General features: G+C 69.0%; 20 protein-coding genes and 3 pseudogenes. 14 read left to right on the top strand and 9 right to left on the bottom strand.

Annotated features, from left to right (window positions below; all coding sequences use genetic code 11):
• Positions 1 to 89 precede the first annotated feature (89 nt).
• The 3 genes and pseudogenes from typA (at position 90) to AC2W7K_RS14565 (ending at position 5,107) form a co-directional block, all read left to right on the top strand.
• Positions 90 to 1,999 (top strand): annotated as a pseudogene (gene typA / locus AC2W7K_RS14575) (translational GTPase TypA).
• On the top strand, positions 1,996 to 3,348 hold the full coding sequence (locus tag AC2W7K_RS14570) for a PIG-L family deacetylase (protein WP_198498543.1): 1,353 nt from the start codon (positions 1,996 to 1,998) through the stop codon (positions 3,346 to 3,348). The pseudogene typA and the gene AC2W7K_RS14570 overlap by 4 nt, the downstream one beginning before the upstream one ends.
• 13 nt (positions 3,349 to 3,361) lie before the next feature.
• On the top strand, positions 3,362 to 5,107 hold the full coding sequence (locus AC2W7K_RS14565; protein ID WP_198498544.1) for a VanW family protein: 1,746 nt from the start codon (positions 3,362 to 3,364) through the stop codon (positions 5,105 to 5,107).
• Positions 5,108 to 5,232: 125 nt separating this feature from the next.
• Here AC2W7K_RS14565 and AC2W7K_RS14560 read toward each other — a convergent pair whose 3' ends face one another.
• Positions 5,233 to 6,309 carry a GNAT family N-acetyltransferase gene (locus tag AC2W7K_RS14560; RefSeq protein ID WP_486006323.1) on the bottom strand — a complete coding sequence of 359 codons (1,077 nt, stop codon included), beginning with the start codon at positions 6,307 to 6,309 and terminating at the stop codon, positions 5,233 to 5,235.
• Between the two features lie 179 nt (positions 6,310 to 6,488).
• Between AC2W7K_RS14560 and fdxA the strand changes: the two are divergent.
• The 3 genes and pseudogenes from fdxA (at position 6,489) to AC2W7K_RS14545 (ending at position 9,394) form a co-directional block, all read left to right on the top strand.
• Positions 6,489 to 6,808 (top strand): annotated as a pseudogene (gene fdxA, locus AC2W7K_RS14555) (ferredoxin).
• A 1-nt stretch (position 6,809) separates the two neighbouring features.
• A pseudogene (gene dapC / locus AC2W7K_RS14550) lies at positions 6,810 to 7,928 on the top strand (succinyldiaminopimelate transaminase).
• Between the two features lie 182 nt (positions 7,929 to 8,110).
• Complete coding sequence (locus AC2W7K_RS14545) at positions 8,111 to 9,394, top strand: citrate synthase (protein ID WP_137825579.1); 1,284 nt, start codon at positions 8,111 to 8,113, stop codon at positions 9,392 to 9,394.
• 618 nt (positions 9,395 to 10,012) lie between these two features.
• Here AC2W7K_RS14545 and dapD read toward each other — a convergent pair.
• Entirely contained in the window at positions 10,013 to 10,957 is a 945-nt protein-coding gene (gene dapD, locus AC2W7K_RS14540; protein ID WP_198498547.1) for a 2,3,4,5-tetrahydropyridine-2,6-dicarboxylate N-succinyltransferase, read from the bottom strand.
• 43 nt (positions 10,958 to 11,000) lie between these two features.
• On the opposite strand from dapD, the gene dapE reads away from it, so the two are divergent.
• The 6 genes from dapE (at position 11,001) to AC2W7K_RS14510 (ending at position 15,996) form a co-directional block, all read left to right on the top strand.
• Complete coding sequence (gene dapE, locus AC2W7K_RS14535) at positions 11,001 to 12,236, top strand: succinyl-diaminopimelate desuccinylase (RefSeq protein WP_198498548.1); 1,236 nt, start codon at positions 11,001 to 11,003, stop codon at positions 12,234 to 12,236.
• Positions 12,237 to 12,400: 164 nt separating this feature from the next.
• Complete coding sequence (locus AC2W7K_RS14530; protein ID WP_198500945.1) at positions 12,401 to 13,213, top strand: LOG family protein; 813 nt, start codon at positions 12,401 to 12,403, stop codon at positions 13,211 to 13,213.
• Positions 13,210 to 14,127, top strand: a complete 918-nt coding sequence (gene folP, locus AC2W7K_RS14525; RefSeq protein WP_232623564.1) for a dihydropteroate synthase — start codon at positions 13,210 to 13,212, stop codon at positions 14,125 to 14,127. The genes AC2W7K_RS14530 and folP overlap by 4 nt, the downstream gene beginning before the upstream one ends.
• 75 nt (positions 14,128 to 14,202) lie before the next feature.
• The gene (locus tag AC2W7K_RS14520; RefSeq protein WP_198498549.1) at positions 14,203 to 14,466 is read left to right on the top strand and encodes a DivIVA domain-containing protein; all 264 of its coding nucleotides are present in this window, start codon (positions 14,203 to 14,205) and stop codon (positions 14,464 to 14,466) included.
• Between the two features lie 3 nt (positions 14,467 to 14,469).
• Entirely contained in the window at positions 14,470 to 15,705 is a 1,236-nt protein-coding gene (locus tag AC2W7K_RS14515; protein WP_344249830.1) for a hypothetical protein, read from the top strand.
• Positions 15,706 to 15,825: 120 nt separating this feature from the next.
• Positions 15,826 to 15,996, top strand: coding sequence for a DUF3117 domain-containing protein (locus AC2W7K_RS14510; RefSeq protein WP_009375197.1), 171 nt, complete (start codon positions 15,826 to 15,828; stop codon positions 15,994 to 15,996).
• Between the two features lie 112 nt (positions 15,997 to 16,108).
• Here the strand turns inward: AC2W7K_RS14510 and AC2W7K_RS14505 are convergent, their stop codons facing one another.
• Entirely contained in the window at positions 16,109 to 16,747 is a 639-nt protein-coding gene (locus AC2W7K_RS14505; RefSeq protein ID WP_211977799.1) for an O-methyltransferase, read from the bottom strand.
• 32 nt (positions 16,748 to 16,779) lie between these two features.
• Entirely contained in the window at positions 16,780 to 17,118 is a 339-nt protein-coding gene (locus AC2W7K_RS14500; RefSeq protein ID WP_344249818.1) for an MGMT family protein, read from the bottom strand.
• Positions 17,119 to 17,190: 72 nt separating this feature from the next.
• Between AC2W7K_RS14500 and AC2W7K_RS14495 the strand changes: the two genes are divergently transcribed.
• On the top strand, positions 17,191 to 17,679 hold the full coding sequence (locus AC2W7K_RS14495) for a twin-arginine translocase TatA/TatE family subunit (RefSeq protein WP_344249816.1): 489 nt from the start codon (positions 17,191 to 17,193) through the stop codon (positions 17,677 to 17,679).
• A 243-nt stretch (positions 17,680 to 17,922) separates the two neighbouring features.
• Here AC2W7K_RS14495 and AC2W7K_RS14490 read toward each other — a convergent pair whose 3' ends face one another.
• Positions 17,923 to 18,912, bottom strand: coding sequence for a polysaccharide deacetylase family protein (locus tag AC2W7K_RS14490; protein ID WP_486006322.1), 990 nt, complete (start codon positions 18,910 to 18,912; stop codon positions 17,923 to 17,925).
• 64 nt (positions 18,913 to 18,976) lie between these two features.
• Between AC2W7K_RS14490 and AC2W7K_RS14485 the strand changes: the two genes are divergently transcribed.
• On the top strand, positions 18,977 to 19,246 hold the full coding sequence (locus AC2W7K_RS14485; RefSeq protein ID WP_486006321.1) for a hypothetical protein: 270 nt from the start codon (positions 18,977 to 18,979) through the stop codon (positions 19,244 to 19,246).
• Positions 19,247 to 19,672: 426 nt separating this feature from the next.
• Here the strand turns inward: AC2W7K_RS14485 and AC2W7K_RS14480 are convergent, their stop codons facing one another.
• The 4 genes from AC2W7K_RS14480 to AC2W7K_RS14465 form a co-directional block, all read right to left on the bottom strand.
• Entirely contained in the window at positions 19,673 to 20,800 is a 1,128-nt protein-coding gene (locus AC2W7K_RS14480) for an Mrp/NBP35 family ATP-binding protein (RefSeq protein ID WP_344249812.1), read from the bottom strand.
• Positions 20,800 to 21,333 (bottom strand): DUF1003 domain-containing protein, encoded by a 534-nt coding sequence (locus tag AC2W7K_RS14475; protein ID WP_198498556.1) that lies wholly within the window; start codon positions 21,331 to 21,333, stop codon positions 20,800 to 20,802. Before AC2W7K_RS14475 ends, AC2W7K_RS14480 begins: the two co-directional genes overlap by 1 nt.
• 2 nt (positions 21,334 to 21,335) lie before the next feature.
• On the bottom strand, positions 21,336 to 22,613 hold the full coding sequence (locus AC2W7K_RS14470) for a magnesium transporter MgtE N-terminal domain-containing protein (RefSeq protein WP_198498557.1): 1,278 nt from the start codon (positions 22,611 to 22,613) through the stop codon (positions 21,336 to 21,338).
• Between the two features lie 229 nt (positions 22,614 to 22,842).
• Positions 22,843 to 23,649, bottom strand: an 807-nt coding sequence (locus tag AC2W7K_RS14465) for a P1 family peptidase (protein ID WP_486006320.1), incomplete at its 5' end; no start/stop codon positions are given.

Here is a 23,649-nt window from a genome sequence, read left to right as displayed (position 1 = left end):
TCCGCCTGTGAATGGGGAAGGGCGGTGGTGCGTATAATTGAGTGTCGGGTCCGTACCGGACCATTCTCCCTACCTTCAAAAGGCTATTGATGACTGAAGCTCCCATGCGCCGGGAAAACCGCCGCAACGTGGCAATCGTCGCCCACGTCGACCACGGCAAGACCACTCTGGTCGACGCCATGCTCCGGCAGACCGGTGTGTTCAACGAGCACGGTGACTTCGCCGAACGCGTGATGGACTCCGGCGACCTCGAGCGGGAGAAGGGGATCACGATCCTCGCGAAGAACACCTCGGTGCTCTACAACGGCCCCTCGGCCGGCGACGAGCCGATCGTCATCAACGTCATCGACACCCCGGGCCACGCCGACTTCGGCGGTGAGGTCGAACGCGGCCTGTCGATGGTCGACGGCGTCGTCCTCCTCGTCGACGCCTCCGAGGGACCGCTGCCGCAGACGCGCTTCGTCCTCCGCAAGGCCCTGGCCGCGAAGCTGCCGGTCATCCTCGTCATCAACAAGACCGACCGCGCCGATGCCCGCATCGACGGCGTCGTCGAGGACTCCCAGGATCTCCTCCTCGGACTCGCCTCCGACCTCGCCGACGAGGTCCCCGACCTCGACGTCGACTCCGTCCTCGACGTGCCCGTCGTCTTCGCCGCCGCGAAGGTCGGCGCCGCCTCGCTCGACCAGCCCGCCGACGGCGAGGCCCCGGACAACCCGGACCTCGAGCCGCTGTTCAAGACGATCATCGAGACGATCCCGGCCCCGGAGATCAACGCCGACGGCATCCTCCAGGCGCACGTGACGAACCTCGACGCCTCGCCGTTCCTCGGCCGTCTCGCCCTGCTGCGCATCTTCGGCGGCACGCTGAAGAAGGGCCAGCAGGTCGCCTGGGCCCGCGGCGACGCGATCAGCTCGGTGAAGATCACCGAACTCCTCGAGACCCAGGGTCTCGACCGGGTTCCCGCCACCGAGGCCTCCGCCGGTGACATCGTCGCCGTCGCCGGCATCCCCGACATCATGATCGGCGACACGCTCACCGACATCGACAACCCGAAGCCGATGCCGGCGATCGTCATCGACGATCCCGCGATCTCGATGACCATCGGCATCAACACCTCGCCGCTGGCCGGTCGCGAGAAGGGCACGAAGGTCACCGCCCGCATGGTCAAGGACCGCCTCGACGCCGAGCTCGTCGCAACGTCAGCCTCAAGGTGCTGCCCACCGAGCGTCCCGACGCGTGGGAGGTCCAGGGCCGCGGCGAACTCGCGCTGGCCATCCTCGTCGAGCAGATGCGCCGTGAGGGCTTCGAGCTCACCGTCGGCAAGCCCCAGGTCGTGACGAAGACCGTCGACGGCAAGGTCCACGAACCCTTCGAGGACCTCACGATCGACGTTCCGGAGGACTACCTCGGCGCCGTCACCCAGCTCATGGCCAGCCGCAAGGGCGTCATGTCGACGATGACGAACCACGGCACCGGCTGGGTGCGCATGGAGTTCACCGTCCCCGCCCGCGGCCTCATCGGCTTCCGCACGCGGTTCCTCACCGAGACCCGCGGCACCGGCATCGCGAACTCGATCTCCGCCGGATACGGTCCGTGGGCCGGGCACATCGAGTTCCGCACGAACGGCTCGCTCGTGGCCGACCGCGCCGGCGCCGTCACCCCGTACGCGATGATCAACCTCCAGGAGCGCGGCTCGTTCTTCGTGCAGCCGACCTCCGAGGTCTACGAGGGCCAGATCGTCGGTGAGAACTCGCGCGCCGATGACATGGACGTCAATATCACGAAGGAGAAGAAGCTGACGAACATGCGCTCGGCCTCCGCGGACTCCTTCGAGAACCTCGTCCCGCCGCGCAAGCTCACCCTCGAGGAGAGCCTCGAATTCGCCCGCGAGGACGAATGCGTCGAGGTCACTCCGAGCGCCGTGCGCATCCGCAAGGTCGAACTCGACCAGAAGGAACGCGCGAAGAACTACGCGAAGCTGCGCCGCCAGAACGCATGAGTGTCACCCCGCGCATCCTCTTCGTGCACGCTCATCCCGATGATGAGACGATCGCGACAGGGGGCACGATCGCCGAACTGGTCGCCGAGGGCGACCAGGTGACAGTGCTGACCGCAACCCGGGGAGAGGGCGGGGAGGTCATCCCGCCCGAACTCCGCGGACTCGAAGGCGATCGAGCCGGCCTCGCCGAGGTGCGGGAGACGGAGATCGCGGCGGCCATGCGCGCGCTCGGCGTCACCGATCACCGGTTCCTCGGCACTCGCCGAGGCGGTGCGGCGACCCTGCCCGAGCGTCGCTTCGAGGATTCGGGGATGGCCTGGGGGAGCGACGGCCACGCCGTTCCCGCCCCGACGATGCCCGCGGGGGCGCTCTGCGCGGCAGCGGTCGATGACGTCGCCGGCTACATCGCGGCCGTCATCGACGAGGTCCGCCCGCATGCCGTCATCACGTATGCGGCCAACGGCGGCTACGGCCACCCGGACCACGTCCGCGTCCACGACGCGACCGTGGCTGCCGTCGAGGCGGCGACGTGGACGACGGGTCGCCTCCTCTTCGTCGAGGTGCCCGCCGAGGTGGCCCGTGCCGCCTTCGACCCCGCTCAGCCCGGATTCGCCGAGTCCGGGTTCGCGCCCGCGCAGACGATCCCGACGAAGGCCCCGAGCGGGCCGATCGCCGTGGCCCAGGACGTCACGGGCTCCCGGCCGGCGCAGCAGGCGGCGCTGTCGGCCCACCGCACGCAGGTCAGCGTCGGCGGAGACTTCTATGCGCTGTCCAACGGAGTGGGCACGAAGCTGCCCGACCACGAGTACTACTCGATCGGTGCGGGCACGCCGATCCCCGCCGAGACCGTGCAGGCGGGACCCGCTCTGCATGTGCTTGCCGGGCTCGACCTCGAAGCCATCGAGGACGAGAACGCCCTCGCCGGTCGCCGGCGCCGTCGGGAACCGAAGAAGCCCGGTGTCCTCGCGTTCATCCACGCGGGGCTGCTCGGGCTGCTCATCGGCTTCCTCGGCGGACTCCAGCACCTCAATGTCTCGGTCGTCCGCCTCGGCGAGCAACCGGTCATCCTTCCCTGGGGACTGGCCCTGGCGCTGCTCATGGCGGTCGCCGGACTCTGGCACCTCAAAACGATGTATCGCAGCACCGGGCCCATGCTCGTCGCTGCGATCGTCATCGCTCTCCTCTCGTATATCCTCGGTCAGCCGCAGTGGCTGCCGGGTGCCGACACCATCGTCACAGGCACCCTGCGGTCAGTTGTCTGGCTGCTCGGCCCCATGATCGTCGCCGCGGTCTTCGCCTTCACCCCTGTGATGGGACGGGAGAAGCGCCGCGCGGGACGCACACGCTGAAGTTGGAAGACTGATGTCCACTCCCACCCTCTCCGGCGGCACCCCCGAATCCGGTGCCGAAACCGATAAGCGACGCAGCCGCCGCCCCTGGCTCATCGCCCTGTTCGTCGTGCTCGGCCTCGCCGTGGTCTACCTCCTCCTCGGGCTCTTCAGCGGCCGCATCGTCGCCCCCGGCACCACCGTGGCCGGGGTCGACATCGGCGGCAAGAGCGCAAGCGATGCGAGCACGACCCTCGAGGACGCCCTCGCCGACCCGATGACGCAGGACATCGAGCTCACCGCCGGCGAGTCGACGGCGACGCTCAAACCCGGGGACGCCGGCATCGGCGTCGATGTCGACGGGACGGTCGCCCGGGTCACCGGATTCACGCTCAACCCCACGATCCTCTGGGACCGGCTCTTCGGCGACGACGAGGTCTCACCCGTCGTCACCGTCGACGAGCAGGCGTTCACCCCCGCCGCGGAAGACGCCGCCCAGGCCCTCAAGGTCGACCCCGCCAACGCCGAGGTCACCTACGACAAGACGACGCCGACGGTCAAGGACGGCGTCGTCGGACAGACCGTCGAACCTGACGCGATCCGCACGGCGATCACCTCGGAGTGGCTGCAGCAGGACGGGCCGCTGGCGGTCGAGGCGACGAACGAGGACCCCGACATCACGACCGCGGAGGCCGAGGAGGTCGCCCAGGGATTCGCCACCGACGCCGTCGCCGGCGACGTCACGGTCAAGGCCGTGCCCGGCAAGGACGCGGACTCCGACGTCAAGGGCGGGGACCTCACGATCGCCCCCGAGACGATCGCGGACACCCTGAGCTTCACCCCGAAGGACTCCGCCCTCGTGCCGGAGTTCGACGCGAAGGAGCTGCAGAAGCAGGCGCTCGACGAGAACACGGAGATCGGCCGCCCCGCCAAGGACGCGACGTATGAGATCGTCGACGGCAAACCGAAGGTCGTCGCATCCGAGACCGGCATCGGCATCAAGGCCGACGACCTCTCGAAGGCCGTCACCGACGCGATCAACGGGGACAGTGCGGCCGCCGAGGTGACCCTGGCCTCCGTCGACCCCGAGTTCACGACCGAGGACGCGGAGAAGGCCGACGTCTCCCAGGTCGTCTCCGAGTTCAGCACCCCCTACGACTCCGACCCGAACCGCGACAACAACCTCCGCGTGGCCTCGAAGGAGGTCTCGGGCACCGTGCTCCAGCCCGGTGAGCAGTTCTCCCTCAACGACACCCTCGGTCAGCGCACTGCGGCCAACGGCTACAAGCCCGCCGGAGTGATCTCGGAAGGGCAGATGAAGGAGGACTTCGGCGGGGGAGTCTCACAGGTGTCGACGACGCTGTTCAACGCCGCGTTCTTCGCCGGCTTCTCCCTCGACGAGCACCAGGCGCATTCGCGCTACATCTCGCGCTACCCCGAGGGGCGGGAGACGACGCTCGACTTCTCGTCGATCGATCTCAAGTTCACGAACACGTCGAAGACGCCCGTCGTCCTCGACATGTACCTGGCCGACGGCAAGGTGAATGCGAAGGTCTTCGGCGTCAAGACCCTCGATGTCTCCTCCGATTCCTCCGGCCGCTACGCCTTCACCTCTCCGGCGACGGTGACGGAGTCGGGATCCTCGTGCAAGCCGCAGTCTCCGCGTGAGGGCTGGTCGATCAAGATCACCCGCACGATGAAGGAGATTGCCACGGGCAAGACGACGAAGGACTCCTTCGTCACGACCTACCGCCCCGTCAACAAGGTCGAGTGCAAGTAGGCGGGTGACTCTGCGGGTCGGCTGAAGCCGGATCCGCTTGTGCCGGGCCGGCTCAGCCGCGCCAGGTCGACTGAGGTCGGCGCGATTTGGGCCTTCCGGGCCGGGTACGTTTGTGTCGGGCCCGCTCAGCCGCGGCTGGCGAACCAGTACCGGTGGCGGATGCTCGCCCCGAGGGAGCCGAAGAGCTCGAGCGAGGCCGTGTTGCCCGCTTCGACATCGACGAGGTACGACCGCACTCCGCGCTGGGAGAGCAGCGCGGCGGCCGCCCGGACGACCGCGCGCCCGGCGCCGCGGCGACGCAGGTCGGGGCGCGTGACGAGGTTGGTGATGACGCCCCACTTGCTGCGCTCGACGACCCGGCAGGTCGCGACCATCGTCTGCGAACCGTCGGGGTGCTGAGCCCATGCGGTGACGAACTGGCACGGGTCGTCGGCTTCGATGAGAGCCCGGAGGGCCTCGGCGGAGCCGGGATCGCGCTCACTCGTCCATGCCGCATAGTGCAGCGGACTCGGGGTCTCCGTGACGTCGATGACGAGGCCGGGAGCAGCCGCCTCGGCGGGTCCGGCGGCACCACCGGCCGCCTCGGCGGTGGATCCGGTGAGCAGATGCACGGTCTCCGAGGCGGTGTACCCGCGGTCCGAGAGCAGCGGGCCGAGGCCCGCGCACACGGGGTCGAGGCCGGCGGAGTCATCGGACGAGTAGATCTGGACGACCGGCGGACGGTTCCTGGCGGCATACCATGCTTCGACGGCGTCGAGGCCGTCCTCCCAGCTCAGCCCCGTCTCCGAGACGGGCAGGGCGCTGTTGGCCCGCCGGGTCACCGACTCCGAGCTGCGCAGCAGCCAGCCCTTCTGGAGGAGGCCGACGTCATCGCCGTCGTCGCTGCGGGATTCGTTGCGGAGGTTCTCCGCGTTGAGCCACGAGACGTCGGCGGGCAGCCAGGCCGCCGCCGAGATCCGGCGCAGGTCGACGGCGGAGACGATCTCGTGTATGCGGCCGGAGCGGGTCGGGGCCGGGGGGACCTCGTGGACGAGGAGGATCTGGTCGCGGAGGATGCGCACGGGACCGCGCTTCGTGTCGATCCCGACGCGGGTCTCATCGGCAGCGGTGACGACGCCGAGCGCGTCGGAGGTCGCATGGCTGTCTCCGGGGTCGAGCGAGTAGCGCACGACGACTCTCTTCCCGGGCTGCAGATCGTCCACGGAGTCCCTTCCCTCATCCTGTGATTCCTCAGTCCACCCTAGAGCAGACGGCGGCGGGCCGGGCGCAGGCGTGACCGAGACCACGGGGGTGCGGGGACCTCCCTGGGAGACTGGGCACGTGCTCAGGGCGTATGGTGGACTGGAGAGAACGACTTCAGTTTCCCGAGGAGCGCGAATCCGTGACGTACATCATCGCCCAGCCCTGCGTTGACGTGAAGGACAAGGCCTGCATCGACGAATGTCCGGTCGACTGCATCTACGAGGGGAGCGCTCCCTCTACATCCACCCCGACGAGTGCGTCGACTGCGGCGCGTGTGAGCCCGTGTGCCCCGTCGAAGCGATCTACTACGAGGACGACGTCCCCGAGGAATGGTCGGAGTACTACAAGGCCAACGTCGAGTTCTTCGACGACATCGGTTCGCCCGGCGGTGCCGCGAAGCTCGGCAACACCGGCAAGGACCACGCGATCATCTCCGTCCTGCCGCCGCAGAACGGCTGAGGTGGACCGCCGCTTCGGGCTCGATCTGCCCGACTATCCGTGGGACAAGCTCACCGCGTACCGGGCTCGGGCCGCCGAGCATCCCGGCGGGGTCTGCGACCTCTCGATCGGCACCCCTGTCGACCCGACGCCGCAGGTCATCGAGGACGCGCTGGCCGCGGCCGGTGATGCCCACGGCTACCCGACGACGACGGGCACCGATGAGCTGCGCGCCGCGATCGCCGGCTGGTACGACACCTGGCACGGCGTTACCGTCGACCCCGCCACCGAGGTGCTCCCGACCATCGGGTCGAAGGAGTTCGTCGCGTGGCTGCCGACCCTGCTCGGCCTGCGGCAGCTGAGTCTGAGCGTCGCGTGCCCGCATGCGGCGTACCCCACCTACGAGATGGGGGCGACGATCGCCGGGGTCGACTGCGTCCGCCTCGACGCCGCTGAGATCCTCGCCGGTGCCTCGCTGGAGGCCATCGGCCTGCTCTGGCTCAACACCCCCGGCAATCCCACCGGCGCCGTCCTCGATCGGGACACCCTCGCCGAGGTGGTCCGCCGTGCCCGCGCAGCCGGAGTCGTCGTCGCCTCCGACGAGTGCTACGGCCTCCTCAACTGGGTCTCCGACGATCCCGCGCCGAGCGTGCTGTCAGTGACCGAGGGTGACCACTCCGGGGTGCTCAGCGTCTACTCGATGTCGAAGCAGTCGAATCTCGCCGGCTACCGTGCCGCGTTCGTCGCCGGCGACGCCGAGCTCATCGGCGATCTGACGAAGACGCGGAAGCACGCGGGCATGATCGTGCCCGCGCCGATCCAGGCGGCGATGGTCGCCGGACTGCGCGATGTCGACCACGTCGTCGAGCAGAAGGAGCGCTACCGGGCCGGCGCGATCGGCTGCGTCCGGCGCTCGAGAGCTTCGGATTCCGCATCGACGACTCCGAGGCCGGCCTCTATCTGTGGGCGACGGCCGGGGTCGACTGCTGGGAATCGATCGGCGCACTCGCCGATCTCGGGATCGTCGCGGCCGGCCGCGTTCTACGGCGATGCCGCCGCCTCGCATGTGCGGATTGCGCTGACGGCGACGGACGAGCGCATCGACGAGGCCGCGCAGAGGCTGCTCGCCGCCGCGGAATGAGGTCGCTCAGGCCGCTCTGATTTCACCCAGCCGCAACATGTCTGACCAGGTAGGACATGTTACCGGTCAGTATGCACTGGGTGCAGTGATTTTTCGAATCCTCAGGGAGTGGGTAGTCTTTGAGGGAACTGTGCAAGACGCCCCAAGAAGTTCTTGGGGTGGGTCGACGGTGAGGAGAACATATGCCGACCGAAGCGAATCTCAGGATTGCCGATACGGACCTGGCACTGCCAGAAGTGCCGGCCACTGAGGGCAACAACGGATATCGCATCGGCTCTCTGCTCAAGGAGACCGGAGCCGTCACCTATGACCCGGGATTCGGCAACACCGCATCGACCTCCTCGGCGATCACCTACATCGACGGCAACGCCGGCGTTCTGCAGTACCGGGGCTATCCGATCGAGCAGCTCGCGGAGAAGTCGAACTTCGTCGAAGTCTGCTACCTCCTCATCCACGGCGAACTGCCCACTCAGGAGCAGTACGATGCCTTCGATTCGCGTCTGCGCAAGCACACGATCGTCCACGAGGATCTGCGTCGGTTCTTCCGTGCGTTCCCCTACGATGCGCACCCGATGCCCATGGTTTCAGCCGCTGTAGCGGCTTTGTCGACTTTCTACCAAGATGACCTCGATGTTTTTGACGAGGAGCAGGTCGACACCTCGTCCTACCGGCTGCTCGCGAAGATGCCGACGATCGCGGCGCTCGCGCACCGGAAGAACATGGGCCTGCCCGTCATCCACCCGGACAATTCGCTCAGCCTCGTGGAGAACTTCCTCCGGGTGAACTTCGGTGTGCCGTCCGAGCCCTACGAGCCGGACCCGCTGGCGGTCAAGGCGATGGATCAGCTCTTCATCCTCCACGCCGATCACGAGCAGAACTGCTCGACGTCGACCGTCCGCCTCGTCGGCTCCGCTCAGGCGAACATCTTCCAGTCGATCTCCGCGGGCATCAACGCCCTGGCCGGCCCCCTGCACGGCGGTGCGAACTCGGCGGTGCTCGAGATGCTCCAGTCGATCGCGGCCTCCGACGACGGTCCGAAGAAGTTCATGGAGCGCGTGAAGAACAAGGAAGAGGGCGTGCGCCTCATGGGCTTCGGCCACCGGGTGTACAAGAACTACGACCCGCGCGCGAAGATCATCAAGAAGACCGCCGACGAGGTGCTCGCCCGCAACGGCGGCGACCCGCTGCTCGAGCTCGCGATGCAGCTCGAGGAGATCGCGCTGGCCGACGACTACTTCGTCGAGCGCAAGCTCTACCCGAACGTCGACTTCTACACCGGTCTGATCTACAAGGCGCTCGGCTTCCCGACGAACATGTTCACGGTGCTCTTCTCCGTCGGTCGTCTCCCGGGCTGGATCGCCCAGTGGCGCGAGATGATCAACGATCCCGAGACGCGCATCGGCCGTCCCCGTCAGGTCTACACCGGCGCGGTCTCCCGCGACTACGAGGACATCAGCGAGCGCTGAGTTTCTCTCTCCACTCCAGCAGCCCTCCGGTTGCTCCGCCACCGTCCGTGGCTGAGTGCCCGGAGGGCTGCTGTCGTGTGGGGTGATCGCGGTGCCGATCGCAACCCGCGGCGCCGCTCACCACCCGGCACGCTGGAACTCACCGCAGCTCCGACCACAACCCTGAGTGCCGCACACAACCTGCATCGCGATACACACCGCGTGGCTTCGCACACACACCGCGGAGTCGCTTGACCTACGCGTGCACGGGGTGTGTGTGAGGCTCCGGGGGCGGGGCTGCCGGAGCGGCTGCCGAATTCGCGCCCCGCAAGCCGTTGAACAACCCGGAGTGCGATACACAACGCTTCGCGCGATACACACCGCGTGGCTTCGCACGCACACCGCGGAGTCGCGTCTCCTACGCCCGCACGGGTTGTGTGTGAACCTCCGGGGGCGGGGCTGCCAAAGCGGCCGCCCTCATCCGCGGTCGTTCGTCCTTCCGCCGGCCCGGCCCGGCCGGGCAGCGCAGCGAAACAGCCCTCCGGCACCGAGGCGATTGCTCGGTTCCGGAGGGCTGCCCACGACCCGATCGGCGTGGGTGCGAATCGAGGCGCCGTCTTTCAGCGACCGCCCCGGACCTCAGTGGAGGTCGGGGTTGAGCTCGATGCCCTTGGCCGAACGCGCGATCGCCTCGACGGCACCGGTGACGGAATTGCGGCGGAAGAGGATGTTGTTCGCTCCGCTGAGCTCCGAGGCCTTGACGACCCGCTCGTCGTCGCCGAGCACACTCAAGCGCGTGCCGGCGGTGAGATAGAGGCCGGCCTCGACGATGCAGTCGTCGCCGATCGAGATGCCGACACCGGAGTTCGCGCCGAGCAGGCTGCCCGTGCCGATCGAGATGCGGTGCGTGCCGCCCCCGGAGAGCGTGCCCATGATCGAGGCCCCGCCGCCGACGTCCGACCCGTCGCCGACGACGACGCCCTGCGAGATGCGTCCCTCGACCATCGCCGAGCCCAGGGTGCCGGCGTTGAAGTTGACGAAGCCCTCATGCATGACCGTCGTGCCCGGGGCCAGATGCGCGCCGAGGCGGACCCGGTCGGCGTCGCCGATGCGCACTCCGGAGGGGATGACGAAGTCCGTCATCCGCGGGAACTTGTCGAGGCCGAAGACCGCGACGGGGCCGTTGGCGAGCAGCTTCGCGCGGGTGGCCTCGAAGCCCTCGGGCGAGCAGGCGCCCGCCGAGGTCCACACGACGTTGGCGATGTGACCGAAGATGCCGTCGAGGTTGACGTCGTTGGGCACGACGATGCGGTGGGAGAGCGCGTGGAGGCGGAGGTAGACATCGGCCGCCGAGGCGGGCGCTTCGTCGAGGTCGATCGTCGTCGTCACCACGGTCGTCGTCGTTCCCCGGGCCGGATCCTCTCCGGTCAGCGCGTCGAGTCCGTCCTCGGACGCGAGGGCGGTGGCGGCCGCCTCGGCGTCGGTGAAATCGTCGGCGACGCTCAGGGTCGGGTACCAGACGGAGAGGACGGTGTTCTCATGCTGCGTGGCGAGTCCACGCGCGGAAACGATGCGTTGTGTCATGACCGCAAGCCTAGTCGGTGACCGCGGTACTAGGCTAAGCCGTATGACCGCTCATCCACCTGCTGAGACCACATCCGCCTTCGTTCCCGACGGTGACCTCGGCGAGTATCTGCTCGCCGCCATCGACGATCCGGGCGAGCTCACGGGCCGGCTGTGCGCGATCGAATCCGTCTCCGGCAACGAGGCGGCGATCACCGATGCCGTCGAGGCCGTGCTGCAGACGATCAGCGCCGGGGACGGCCCTGACCTGGAGATCCTCCGCGACGGCGACACGATCGTCGCCCGCACCCGGCTCGGGCGCAGCGAGCGCATCGTCGTCGCCGGTCACCTCGACACCGTCCCCGTCGAAGGCAATCTCCCGCCCCTGCGCTTCGTCGGCACCGCCGCCGGCCCCGCGGGAGAGAGTGCCGAGCCGCACCCCGGCCAGGGCGCACCGGGGGCGTCTCCCGCCGAGGCGGCCGTCCCCGCAGAGGACATCGTCTGGGGCCGTGGGGCCTGCGATATGAAGGCGGGCGTGGCGATGCAGCTCGTCACCGCGGCAGCCCTGCGCAACCCGACGCGCGACGTCAGCTGGGTCTTCTACGACCACGAGGAGGTCGACGCCGCGCTCAACGGCCTCGGCCGTGTCGCCCGGAACCACCCGGACTGGTTGGACGGGGACTTCGCGATCCTCGGCGAACCCTCGAACGCGAGCGTCGAGGGCGGCTGCAACGGCACGATCCGCGTCGACGTCACGACCCACGGTGTGCGGGCGCATTCGGCGCGGGCCTTCATGGGCGTCAACGCCATCCACGCCGCCGCCGAGGTGCTCACCCGCCTCGCCGACCACGTGTCCGAGACAGTCACCGTCGACGGACTCGACTACCGCGAATCCCTGTCGGCCGTGGCGATCAGCGGGGGAGTCGCCGGCAATGTCGTCCCCGACGAATGCCGGGTCTCCGTCAACTACCGGTTCGCGCCGTCGAAGTCGGCGGCCGAGGCCGAGGGCTTCCTCCGTGAGCTCTTCACCGGCTTCGACGTCGTCGTCACCGATGCCGCGGAAGGCGCCCGGCCCGGACTCGACCGGCCGATCGCGCAGGACTTCCTCACAGCCCTCGGCGCCGAACCCGCCGCGAAGCTCGGATGGACCGATGTCTCGCGCTTCAGCGCGCTCGGAGTGCCGGCGGTGAATTTCGGCCCGGGCAACCCTCTGTATGCTCACAAGTCAGACGAGCATGTCAGGGTCCGGGAAGTGGAGGACGCGACCCGGGCGCTCGTGAGCTACCTCGAGGAGGGGTGAGACCGATGTCGACACACTCAGGCACACCGGCACAGGCACGATCCGACGCCGGACCGCAGGGTTCTGGACCGCAGGAGAGCGCACCGGCGCAGGACGGCGCACCACCGCAGGCCGACGCCGCACCACAGGCCGACGGCACTGCGTCCCAGGCCGATGCCTCGCAGATGGACGCCTCGCCGCAGAATGACGCCCCACCCCAGCCTGAGCCCGGCGAGGACCCGCAGTTCTACAGCAAGGGCCCGCTGCGCCTGCGCGGCTCCCAGGTGCCGACGACGACGACTGATCAGCGTCTCCTCGAATCGCGCGGACCGTCGAACTGGGTCCATGAGGATCCGTGGCGGGTGATGCGCATCCAGGCCGAGTTCGTCGAGGGCTTCGGCTCGCTCGCCGAAGTCGGCCCCGCCGTCTCGATCTTCGGCTCCGCCCGGCTCGGCCCGCAGACGCAGGCCTACAACGACGCCCGGGAGATCGCGCGCCGGCTCGCGGAGAACGGCAATGCGATCATCACCGGCGGGGGACCGGGCATCATGGAGGCCGGCAACCTCGGTGCGATGGAGGCCGGGGGAGTCTCGATCGGCCTCGGCATCGAGCTGCCCTTCGAATCCGGCCTCAACGACTACGTCGAACTCGGCGTGAACTTCCGGTACTTCTTCGTCCGCAAGACGATGTTCCTCAAGTACTCGCGCGGCTTCGTCGTCATGCCCGGCGGCTTCGGCACCCTCGATGAGCTCTTCGAGGCCTTCACCCTCGTCCAGACCGGCAAGGTCACCTCGTTCCCCGTCGTCCTCTTCGGCACCGCGTACTGGTCGGGCCTCGTCGAGTGGATCAGGAGCACGCTGCTGGCCTCGGGCACGATCTCGGACACCGACCTCGACCTCTTCATCCTCACCGACGACATCGACGAGGTCGTCGCCCACATCGGCCCCGGCGGCTCCATCCCCGACGCCCCCGTGGGCGGCGCGGGCCCCGAACAGTGAGGGACCGCGCGCAGGCCCGACCCAGCGGCTCCGCCCTACCGGTCCGTGCCCGCAGCGTCCTCGACGACGCCCGGCCCGGTGCTCCCGTCATCATGGCCGTGGTCAACCGGACGACGGATTCGTTCTACGAATCCGCGGCGACCTTAGGCGGTGCGCTGGCCGCCGTCGATGCCGCCGCCGAGGCGGGGGCGCGGATCGTCGACATCGGCGGAGTCCGCGCCGGTCGGGGGAGGGAGATCTCCGTGGCCGAGGAGATCGACCGCGTCGCCCCGGCCGTCACCGCCGTCCGGGAGCGCCATCCCGGCCTCCTCATCAGCGTCGACACGTGGCGCGCCGAGGTGGCCGAGGCCGTCTGCGCGGCCGGCGCGGGCCTCCTCAACGACACCTGGGCCGGTGCTGATCCCCGTGTCGCCGAGGTGGCGGCCGCCTTCGACGTCGGCCTCGTGTGCTCCCACACCGGTGGCCTGACCCCGCGCACCGACGCCCATCGCAGCCGCTACGGCCTCCATGCCGGCGAGGTCGTCACCGACGCCGTCGCCGGGGTCGTCGCCCTCGCCGAGGCGGCCCAGCGGGCCGGGGTCGCTCCGGAGCGCATCGTCATCGACCCGACCCCGGACTTCGGGAAGAACACCTATCACTCGCTGCGCCTGCTGCGGGAGCTCACCCGCTTCCGCGACACCGGCTACCCGGTGCTGCTGGCGATCTCCCGGAAGGACTTCATCGGGGAGACGATCGGCGCGGCCGGACCCGCCGACCGACTGCACGGGACGATCGCGGCGACGGCACTGGCGGTCGAACGGGGCGCGGCGATCATCCGCGCCCACGACGTGGCGGCGACCGCCGACGCGATCGCCGTGACGCTCGCGATCACCGGTGAGGCGCAGCCGCGGCACACGGTCCGCGGCCTCCGCTGAGACAGGCCTCCGCTGAGAGGGTTCGCACACGCCGACCTCCGGCGATGCTCAGGGTCGATGTGAAATGATGGTCCCATGCCATTGTGGATTGTCATCGGGGTCGCGGCGGCGATCTTCGTTCTCGTCATCGTCCTTGCCGCATCCTTCGAGCTCTTCAGCTCCGAGGCCGCCGAGGAGACCGATGCTGTGGCCGCCCCGCTGTCCGGCGACTTCACTGTCGAGGACGTCGATGAGCTGAGGTTCCGGCCGGCCCTGCGGGGGTACCGGATGGACGAGGTCGATGCGGCGATCGGCCGACTGCGCGAGCGCATCAGCGAACTGGAAGCCGCGCACCGTTAAGCGATGAGCAGACCCGCAGACCTCCCCGGCATCACCCTCGTCCCCGAACTCTTCAACTCCTCCCGCCTCCACCGGGCCGGCGTCCTCTTCCTCCAGCTCCCGCTGTGGCTGCAGGCGCTGACCGTCTACGTCGCCTCCCGGATCGTGAGCATCTCGATCTTCGCCGCGGTGCTGCGCCGGCAGGAGGTCGCCGGCTGGTCGTCGAGCCCGGTGACGACGACGCTCGGCGACTTCCTCAACTTCTGGGACTCCGCATGGTACGCGCGCGTCGCAAGCGAGGGGTATCCCGCCACCCTGCCGGTCACCGAGACCGGTGACATCATCCAGAATCAGTGGGCCTTCTATCCGCTCCACCCGGCGATCACCGGGGAGATCGCGCGTCTGACCGGACTGAGCTACGAGGTCATCTCCCCGCTCGTGTCGACGATCGCCGCGGGCCTGGCCTCGATCGTCATCCTCACGCTCTTCCGCAAGTTCGTCCCGCCCGGCCAGGCGCTCACCGCACTCGCATTCGTCATGGTCTTCCCGCCCGCGGCGGTGTTCTCCACCGGCTACGCCGAATCGCTCACCCTCCTGCTCCAGGCCCTGGCCCTCCTCTTCGTCGTCGAACGCCGCTACCTCACGGCGATCCCCGTCGTCATCCTCATGGACCTCTCCCGGCCCATCGGCGTGGCGTTCTCGTTCTTCATGCTCTTCGTGCTCATCGACCGCTTCCTCCGCCGCCGGACCGATCCGTACCCGCTCGGGGAGGTCGTGCGCTCGTGGACGCTCGGCGTGCTCTCGTGCGTCGCGGCTCTTCTCCACCCCATCCATGCGTGGCTGACGACGGGGTCGATAACGGCCTACACCGACACCGAGGCGGCCTGGCACACCGGGACATCGTCGTACTTCGTCCAATGGCTGGGGGCGGCCAATGGCCTCGTCGGTCCGTTCGGACCGCTCCTCCTCTTCGGCGTCATCGCCGGAATGCTCGCCCTCATCTTCTCGCCCGCGGGTGCGCGGATGGGCCGGACGCTGCAGCTCTTCTGCACCGCCTACGGGCTCTACCTGCTCATCTTCTTCACCCCGCAGACCTCGACTCTGCGCCTGCTGCTGCCGCTCTTCCCGATCGCGCTGACCCTGGCGGCGGTGCGCTCGCGCGGGTACCGCGTCGTCGTCATCGCGGCGTTCATCATGCTCCAGATCGTCTGGGTGGGCTACCTCTGGCACTTCACTCCGCCGTCCGACCTGCCGCCGTGATCTGCGACAATTTCGGCAAGTGTCCCCGTGCGAGTGCGGTTCATGGAATAATCGGACTATCACAGTGGGCTGATCGTGTGATCTGTTCACTCTGTTCAAACAACGAAAGGTTGCGCCCACATGGCAGCTCAGAAACCCCGCACCGGCGACGGACCTCTGGAAGTCACCAAGGAAGGCCGCGGCATGGTCATGCGGCTTCCGGTGGAGGGCGGTGGCCGACTCGTGATCGAGCTCAGCGCTGACGAAGCGACGGCTCTGCACGACACCCTCGCGGAGACCCTGGGCATCTGACCGGCAGCACAGCCCGCATGAGAAGCAGCAGAGACGATTCGTCTCTGCTGCTTCTCTGTCTCTGCCGCTTATCTGCCCATCGGGGAGCCTGGCCTGCGAGTGCGGGAATGGGTCAGCGCCACGTCTTCTGCACGGCCAGCAGGCCCTCGCCGATCGGCAGCAGGACGCGTTCGAGGCGCTCCTGAGCGGCCAGCCGGTTGAGCAGACCCCGTGCCGCCTGCGTGCGCGCGGACCGGTCGACGGGGTCGGCGACGCTGCCGGCGAGCAGCGTCTGGTTGATGACGAGGAGCCCCTGAGCGTCGAGGAGACGCAGCGCCGGTTCGATCATCCGCTCGAGCCCGACGGGGTCGACGTCGAGGAAGACGAGGTCATAGGCGCTCGGGGCGAGGCGGAGGAGGACATCCTCGGCGCGTCCGCTCATCAGTCGCAGCCGCCCGGGACGGATGCCGGCAAGGTCGATGAGGTCGCGGGCGGCACCCTGCGCGGTGGAGTTCGTATCGATCGAGGTGAGTATCCCGGCGTTCGGCATGCCGCGCAGAAGTGCGAGCGTCGACGTTCCGGTTCCTGTGCCGACCTCGACTGCGGCGACGGGGCCGAGGAGGCGCGCGAGCAGGGTGAGGGTGGCCGAGGTCGTCTGCGACACCGGGCTGATCCCGTACTCGTGGGAGAGGGTCCGGGCGGCGTCGAGCAGCGCGTCAGGTCCGTTGTACTGCTCGGCGAACGTCACATCACCGGCATGCTCACGTGACAATCGACCCCTCGCTTTCCGCTGCTGCTCAACCGTCAGTCTAACCGCTCCTCTGGGTCTCTTCCGTGGCGCGCCCACAACGCGTCGAGATCCTCTGGGCTGAGAAACGCCGAGGTGAGCGCCTTCTCCAGGGTGTGAGCGGTGGCTTCGGCCCGCCAGTGGTCCCGGGCGCGTCCGAGCAGCGGTGCCGGCAGGGAACCGGCGGCGTTGACGACGCGCCACCAGGTGACGTTCGCCCCGTACTCCTTCATCACACGGCCCACGTAGCGGGGCGAGCAGGAGGCGACGACGCCGACGGTGCCGTAGCTGACGACGCGGCCGGACGGCACGAGTTCGACGATGCGCAGCACGCGTTCGACGACGACCTCGTCCACGGCTTCTCTCCTTGCGAACGGGGACACGACCTGAGAACGAGCATACTTCTCAGCGGCGTTAGAATGGAGATCATGTTTGGCGTCAACGGCACCGAGATGGTCATCCTCGTGATCGTCGCTCTCGTAGTGATCGGCCCCAAACGCCTCCCCGAATACGCCCAGAAGCTGCGCGACCTCGTGCGCCAGCTCCGCCGCATGGCCGAGGGTGCGAAGGACAACGTCAAACGCGACTTCGGCGACGACTTCAAGGACGTCGACTGGCAGAAGCTCGACCCGCGCCAGTACGATCCGCGTCGCATCGTCCGCGAGGCCCTCGTCGAAGAGGATTCGGCGATCCGTGAGGCCAAGCGCCGCGAGGAGCTCGCCGCTCCCGCCGCCCAGGACGACACGGAGGACCCGAATGGCGCTGCAGGAACCGGTGCTGCGGGGAGAGCTGCAGGTGGCGCTGCCGGTGCCGCCGGGGGAGCTGCCGCAGCGGCTTCGCCGATCGAGCGGTTCCAGGCGCAGCATGTGCGCCGCAATCGCGCCGAGGCGGCCCCCTTCGACTCCGAAGCCACCTGACTGAGCCCCTCGTCTCCACTGCACTGCCGCCTCAGCGCCACCCCGAGCCGTTGCTCGCAGGCCGGCTGCTGCCCGCCGACCGTCCGCTGCACGCCGACCGCTGTTGAGCACAGACCAATGGCCCCGTCACCGACGTGACGGGGCCATTGCTCTGTGTGCTCAGCGCGCCCGCGAGCAGCTGATCCTGCACGGCTGACCGCCTCAGCGCCTGACCGGCTGCAATGCTCCTGCGCGCAGCGCGCCTCAGTTGCGGTGGACCGCGGGATGCTCGGGGTTCGAGCACAGCGCCGTGGAGTACCCGCGGCAGAAGTACTCGGCTCCGCTCTCCATCGTCTTCTCCGAGAAGAGATCGGACACGGTCACGGCGTAGAGCCCCTCGTCCGCGATGGTCTTGAACACCTCCGGTGCCGCATCGATCGTCGTCGGATGGATCGAGTGCATGAGCACGACCGAGCCGGGCTTCGCCGCGGCGCGGACGGCGTCGACGATCATCGACGCGCTCTTGTGCCGCCAGTCCTCGGTGTCGACGTCCCACATGATCGCCGGATGGTCGATGGCCTTCGCCGAGGCCTTCGACATCGCACCGTAGGGCGGGCGCATGACGGTGACCTTGCCGCCGCCGGCCTTCTCGATCGCCTTGTCGGTGTCGCCGATCTGCTTCTTCACCGCCTCAGGGCTCTCCTTCGACAGCTGCGGGTGGCTCCACGAGTGGTTGCCGAGCTCGTGTCCGGCCTCAGCCATGCGACCGACGACCCCGGGATTGTGCTCGACGTTCTTGCCGAGGAGGAAGTACGTGAGACGGATCTTCGCGTCCTTCGCATCGGCGAGCAGCTTGTCCTCGATCGACGTCTCTCCCGGACCGTCGTCGTAGGTCAGGGCCACGCACGGCAGCAGGGCGCACGAGTAGTCGGGATCGCGCTCATCGGCCCCCTGCGGCAGGTTGACGGGGGTGTGCAGCGCTGTCGTCACCGTCCGGCCGAGAGCGGTGAGATCGTCGGTGTCCACCGGCTCGCCGCCGACGGTGAGCGCACCGTTCTCATCGGCGCCGATCGCGCCCGGGTCCGTCTTCGCCGTGAAGAGGTCGGCGGCCTCGACGGTCGTGTCCTCGGCGAGGTCCGTGACGAACACCGTCGTCGCTGCGGCCGGCGCCGAGGCGGGCGTCGAGCTCGGGGCGGGCGTCGAGGTGCCCGGGACGCCGAGCTGCGGGCTCTTCGGTGCGCGGTTCTCCGTCACGGCGCTGACGAGGTAGTCACCGCCGGCGGCGAGGACGCGGTTGCTGTAGTCGACTTCCCCGCCGGTGGTGCCGGGGGTATTCGCCGAGGCGGTCGGCTGCGTCGATGTCGAGGCGGTCGGGTTCGCTGCGGGTGCGGTGAACCTCGAGGCCTCCCACCGCTCGGAGGGGTCGGTGACGACGGGGCTGAAGGCCTTGCGGTCGCCGAACGCGCCGGCGGATTCGAAGCCGCCGAGGACGACCTTCTCCGTGGCGGCGGCCAGGGACTTCGCACCGGGCAGACCGAAGAGGTGCGCATCGGAGCTCGGCGTCGTCTTCGCATCGACGACAGCGTAGCTGCGCAGGGCCGACGTGAGCGTCTGCAGATTGTCCTCGGCGTCGACCGCTGCGCCTGAGACGCGGACGAGCCGTCACGGGTGCCGTCGGCGACGACGCAGCCCGACAGCAGGGTGAGGGCAGCGGAGACGGCGGTGAGGGCGGCGAGGGGACGCAGGGCACGGCGACGCGAAGGGAATGTCAAAGAGAGGTCCTAAAAGCGACTGTGGGGGATGCTCGCCGTCCAGTCTAAAGGACCGCCCTGACACGCTCACGACAGCGGCAGTGAAGCCTCTCACCTGCTCTGATGGGTCTCACCAGCACTGACGGGGACGCTGCGGGAGCGTCGTGAGACAGATCTCAGGGCAGAGATCACACCGGAGTTGCACGATTGTGATCACCGATGACGAGCAGTGACAACGATGTGACGTGATCGTCGGCGTGTCGTCACACAGGGCTGAGGCCGAGCGAGCGTCCCGAGAGGCCGCGCGAGCGCTGCGCGAGGCGCTCGGCCAGCGAGTCGAACGCCTGCGCGGCAGGGGAGTCGGGGCGGCTGAGCACGACGGGCGTGCCCGCATCGGAGCCCTCCCGCACGAGCGTGTCGAGGGGGATCTGGGTGAGCAGCTCCACCTCGGTGTTCGTCGTCGCGGCGAGATTCTCGGCCACGGTCTGCCCGCCGCCGGTGCCGAAGACGTCCATCCGGGTGCCGTCGGGCAGCTCCATCCACGACATGTTCTCGATGACCCCGGCGATCGGCTGGTTCGTCTGCGTGGCGATCGCGCCGGCCCGCTCGGCGACCTGCGCCGAGGCCTGCTGCGGGGTGGTGATGACGAGGAGTTCGGAGTTCGGCAGCAGCTGCGCCACGGAGATCGCTATGTCGCCGGTGCCCGGGGGCAGGTCGAGGAGCAGGATGTCGAGGTCGCCCCAGAAGACATCCGTGAGGAACTGCTGGAGGGCGCGGTGGAGCATCGGTCCCCGCCACACGACGGCCTGGTTGCCGGGGACGAACATCCCGATGCTCATCACCTTCACGTCGTGGGCGACCTGGGGGATGATCATGTCGTCGACCCGGGTGGGCTGCCCGGACAGGCCGAGCATCGTCGGGATCGAGAAGCCGTAGATGTCGGCGTCGACGAGACCCACGCGCAGGCCCTTCGCGGCCAGCGCCGCGGCGAGGTTGGCCGTCACCGAGGACTTGCCGACCCCGCCCTTGCCGGAGGCGACGGCATAGACCTTCGTCAGGGACTCCGGCTTCGCGAACGGCACCTCCCGGGTGCCGCCGGGGCCCTGGAGCTTCTCCCGCATCGCGGTGCGCTGTTCGGGAGTCATCGTCCCGAGCTCGACGACCACCTCGGTGACGCCCTCGAGCCGGCCCACGGCCGCCTCGGTGTCGCGGGTGATCGTGTCCTTGAGCGGGCAGCCGGAGATCGTGAGGAGAACGGTGACGGTGACGGTGCCGCCGTCGACGGCGATGTCGGAGACCATGTCGAGGTCGACGATGTTGCGCCGGATCTCCGGGTCGATGACGGTGGTGAGGGCCTCCCTCACGGCGTCGATGGTCAGGGCGCTGCTCATCAGCGGCCTCCCTTCGTGTCGCGCGGGCTGTGGTCGTCTGCTCCGCCGCTGTCCTTGGCGGCGTCCTCTTCGAGCTCCTTGAGCAGATCTTTGAGCTCGGAGCGGATGAAGTCGCGGGTGGCGACCTCGCGCATCGCGATGCGCAGGGCCGCGACCTCACGGGCGAGGTATTCGGTGTCGGCGAGGTTGCGCTCGGCCCGCTGCCGGTCGTGCTCGAACTCGACGCGGTCGCGGTCGGCGCTGCGGTTCTCGGCGAGCAGGATGAGCGGGGCCGCGTACGAGGCCTGCAGGGAGAGGATGAGGGTGAGCAGGGTGAAGTTGAGCGAACGCGGATCGAACTGCACCGCCTCGGGCAGCAGCGTGTTCCACAGCAGCCACACGGCACAGAACACCGTCATCCCGACGAGGAACGCCGGGGTGCCCATGAAGCGGGCGAACGCCTCGGCGCCGCGGCCGAAGGTCTCCGGGGAGATCGCGAACCGGGGCAGCTTGCGCTTCGAGGAGCGGGGGACGTCGAAATCGTCGGTCGGCATGGTTACCCCCTTCTGTGGTCGTCGCGGCCGGTCGTGCGCCAGTCCTCGGGCAGCAGCTCGTCGAGGACGTCATCGACGGTGACGACGCCGATGAGTCGGTCGTTCTCATCGGTGATCGGCACCGACACCAGATTGTACGCCGCGAGGAACTTCGTCACCTCGGCCAGCGGGGTGTCCGGCGGCATCGGGTCGACCTCGGTGTCGAGCATGATGCCGACCGCCTCGTGCGGCGGATGGCGCAGCATCTCCTGGATGTGGACGAGGCCGAGGTACTTGCCGGTCGGGGTCTCGATGGGCTGGCGGCACACGAAGATCGCCGCGGCGAGCGCCGGCGGGAGGTCCTCGCGGCGGACGTGGGCGAGCGCCTCGGCGACGGTCGTCTCCGGGGTGAGGATGACCGGTTCGGTCGTCATCAGACCACCGGCGGTGTGCTCGTCGTAGGAGAGCAGGGTGCGCACGTCCTCGGCGTCGTCGGGCTCCATGAGCGTGAGGAACCGCTCGGCCTGTTCGTCGGTGAGCTCGCCGAGGAGGTCGGCGGCGTCGTCGGGCTCCATCTCCTCGAGGACGACGACGGCTCTCTCCGTGTCGAGGGCGGAGAGGAGTTCGACCTGGGTCTCGTCCGGCAGCTCCTCGATGACGTCGGCGAGGCGTTCGTCGTCGAGGGCGCGGGCGACCTGGAGACGGCGCTCGGGCGTCATCTCGAAGAGGACGTCGGCGAGGTCGGCCGGCTTCGTGTCCTGGTACGCGGCGATGAGCTGCGTGGCTTCCTGATCGTGGGCGGAGTCCGCGGGATGGTCGGCGTCCGTCCACGAGATCTGCATCGTCTCCCCGCGCCGGCGGAAGGCGGAGAAGGCGCTGCTGCGCTCCTGGACGCGACGGACGAAGAGGCGGGTGACCTCCCAGTCGCGGTTGACCTGCTGCTCGATGCCGACGTCCTCGATCTGGACGGGGGAGTCGTCCTCGCGCAGGCGCAGGCGGCGGTCGAGGAGGTCGTTGACGACGAGGGTCTCCGAGCGGCGCTGCTCGAACCGGCGCATGTTGACGAGTCCCGTGGTGATGACCTGACCGGCGTCGATCGAGGTCACCCTCCCCATCGGCACGAACACCCGGCGGCGTCCGGGCACCTCGACGACGAGCCCGATGACGCGCGGGTACTGGCGCATCGTCGTGCGGTAGACGATGACGACGTCGCGCACGCGGCCCACCTGATCGCCGAGGGGGTCGAAGACCGGGGCGGAGATGAGGCGGGCGACGAAGACGCGTTTCGAGGAGCCACTCATATCCTCAAGCCTACTTCGTGGTCACGCCCTGGGCGGCGTCGTCCACATCACGTCCCGGTCGCCAAGTCGTCTTGTCGCCGGACTGCAGGATTCGCCGGCAGCGTCGTCGGACCGTGTCAGCGAGTGCAGGTGTGCCTGATGCACCGTCCGGCCGTGCCGCCGAGGTGGATCCGGCTCGAATGCGCGCGAGATTTCGAGCGCGATCCACCTCGCTGCCGACCTGAGCAGCCTATGGAAGGTGGCGGGGCGGGCCCGGTCGATGGGGCGTCTGCCCGGGCGCTGTTGCGGCGTTCGCACGGCCGTTGCTCAGGGAATGGCGGCGAAGGCGGCCGTGAACTCGGGCGCGAGGTCGGTCAGGGTCGGCGGCTGGTCCCACGACGGGTCGACGGGGACGGCGCTGACGGCGGCGTCGACCATGGCGAGGGTGATCGCATCGGCCGCGCGCGTGGATCGAGACGAGGTCGGGTGTCGCCTCGGCGGCCAACGGCACCGTGCCCGTGCTGATGGCGAACACCGTATCCCCGTCGAAGTGGGTGTGGGAGGGCAGGATCGCTCGGGAGATGCCGGCGTGGCCGCTCGCGGCCATCCGCGTTGCCTGCGCCGAGTCGAGGGCGGCATCGGTCGCGACGACGGCCAGGGTCGTATTCGTCGCCGAGGTGGCTGCCCCGGAGTCCCCGACATCCTCGCTCTCGGGATCTGCCGCGGTCTCCGGCATCGGCAGCCCGGGCACGGGAGGAAGGTCCCACCCGAATGCGCGGAGGAGGGGAGAGGCCCAGAGGGTGCCGTCCGGGGTGCCGATGGTCCCGAGCGCGTTGAGTGCGACGAGGGCTGCGACGGTGTGTCCGCTGGGCAGGCGCAGCGCGAACGACCCGAGGCCGCCGCGCATCGTCTGAAACCCGATCCGCGCACCGCTGGCCCCGCCGACGCTGCCTCTCACGCTGGGGGGCGCGGTCCGCGCCGCCACTCGCGCCCGCGCCGCCTGTCGGGTCCGGGCCGTCTCTCGAGTCCTCGCCGACAGCGCGGCCAGTGCCGGCCG

The sequence above is a fragment of the Brevibacterium sp. LAARM2_SD2 genome, from assembly GCF_057364785.1.
This window is presented reverse-complemented; position numbering and strand designations above follow the sequence as displayed.

Bases quoted from the DNA above. Each gene is read 5' to 3' on its own strand.
- AC2W7K_RS14470 (WP_198498557.1), bottom strand. From the start codon at position 22,613: ATGAGTGGCTCCTCGAAACGCGTCTTCGTCGCCCGCCTCATCTCCGCC.
- AC2W7K_RS14565 (WP_198498544.1), top strand. From the start codon at position 3,362: ATGTCCACTCCCACCCTCTCCGGCGGCACCCCCGAATCCGGTGCCGAA.
- AC2W7K_RS14570 (WP_198498543.1), top strand. From the start codon at position 1,996: ATGAGTGTCACCCCGCGCATCCTCTTCGTGCACGCTCATCCCGATGAT.
- AC2W7K_RS14475 (WP_198498556.1), bottom strand. From the start codon at position 21,333: ATGCCGACCGACGATTTCGACGTCCCCCGCTCCTCGAAGCGCAAGCTG.
- AC2W7K_RS14515 (WP_344249830.1), top strand. From the start codon at position 14,470: ATGAGCAGACCCGCAGACCTCCCCGGCATCACCCTCGTCCCCGAACTC.
- AC2W7K_RS14495 (WP_344249816.1), top strand. From the start codon at position 17,191: ATGTTTGGCGTCAACGGCACCGAGATGGTCATCCTCGTGATCGTCGCT.
- AC2W7K_RS14545 (WP_137825579.1), top strand. From the start codon at position 8,111: ATGCCGACCGAAGCGAATCTCAGGATTGCCGATACGGACCTGGCACTG.
- dapD (WP_198498547.1), bottom strand. From the start codon at position 10,957: ATGACACAACGCATCGTTTCCGCGCGTGGACTCGCCACGCAGCATGAG.
- AC2W7K_RS14480 (WP_344249812.1), bottom strand. From the start codon at position 20,800: ATGAGCAGCGCCCTGACCATCGACGCCGTGAGGGAGGCCCTCACCACC.
- AC2W7K_RS14530 (WP_198500945.1), top strand. From the start codon at position 12,401: ATGGACGCCTCGCCGCAGAATGACGCCCCACCCCAGCCTGAGCCCGGC.
- AC2W7K_RS14520 (WP_198498549.1), top strand. From the start codon at position 14,203: ATGCCATTGTGGATTGTCATCGGGGTCGCGGCGGCGATCTTCGTTCTC.
- AC2W7K_RS14510 (WP_009375197.1), top strand. From the start codon at position 15,826: ATGGCAGCTCAGAAACCCCGCACCGGCGACGGACCTCTGGAAGTCACC.
- dapE (WP_198498548.1), top strand. From the start codon at position 11,001: ATGACCGCTCATCCACCTGCTGAGACCACATCCGCCTTCGTTCCCGAC.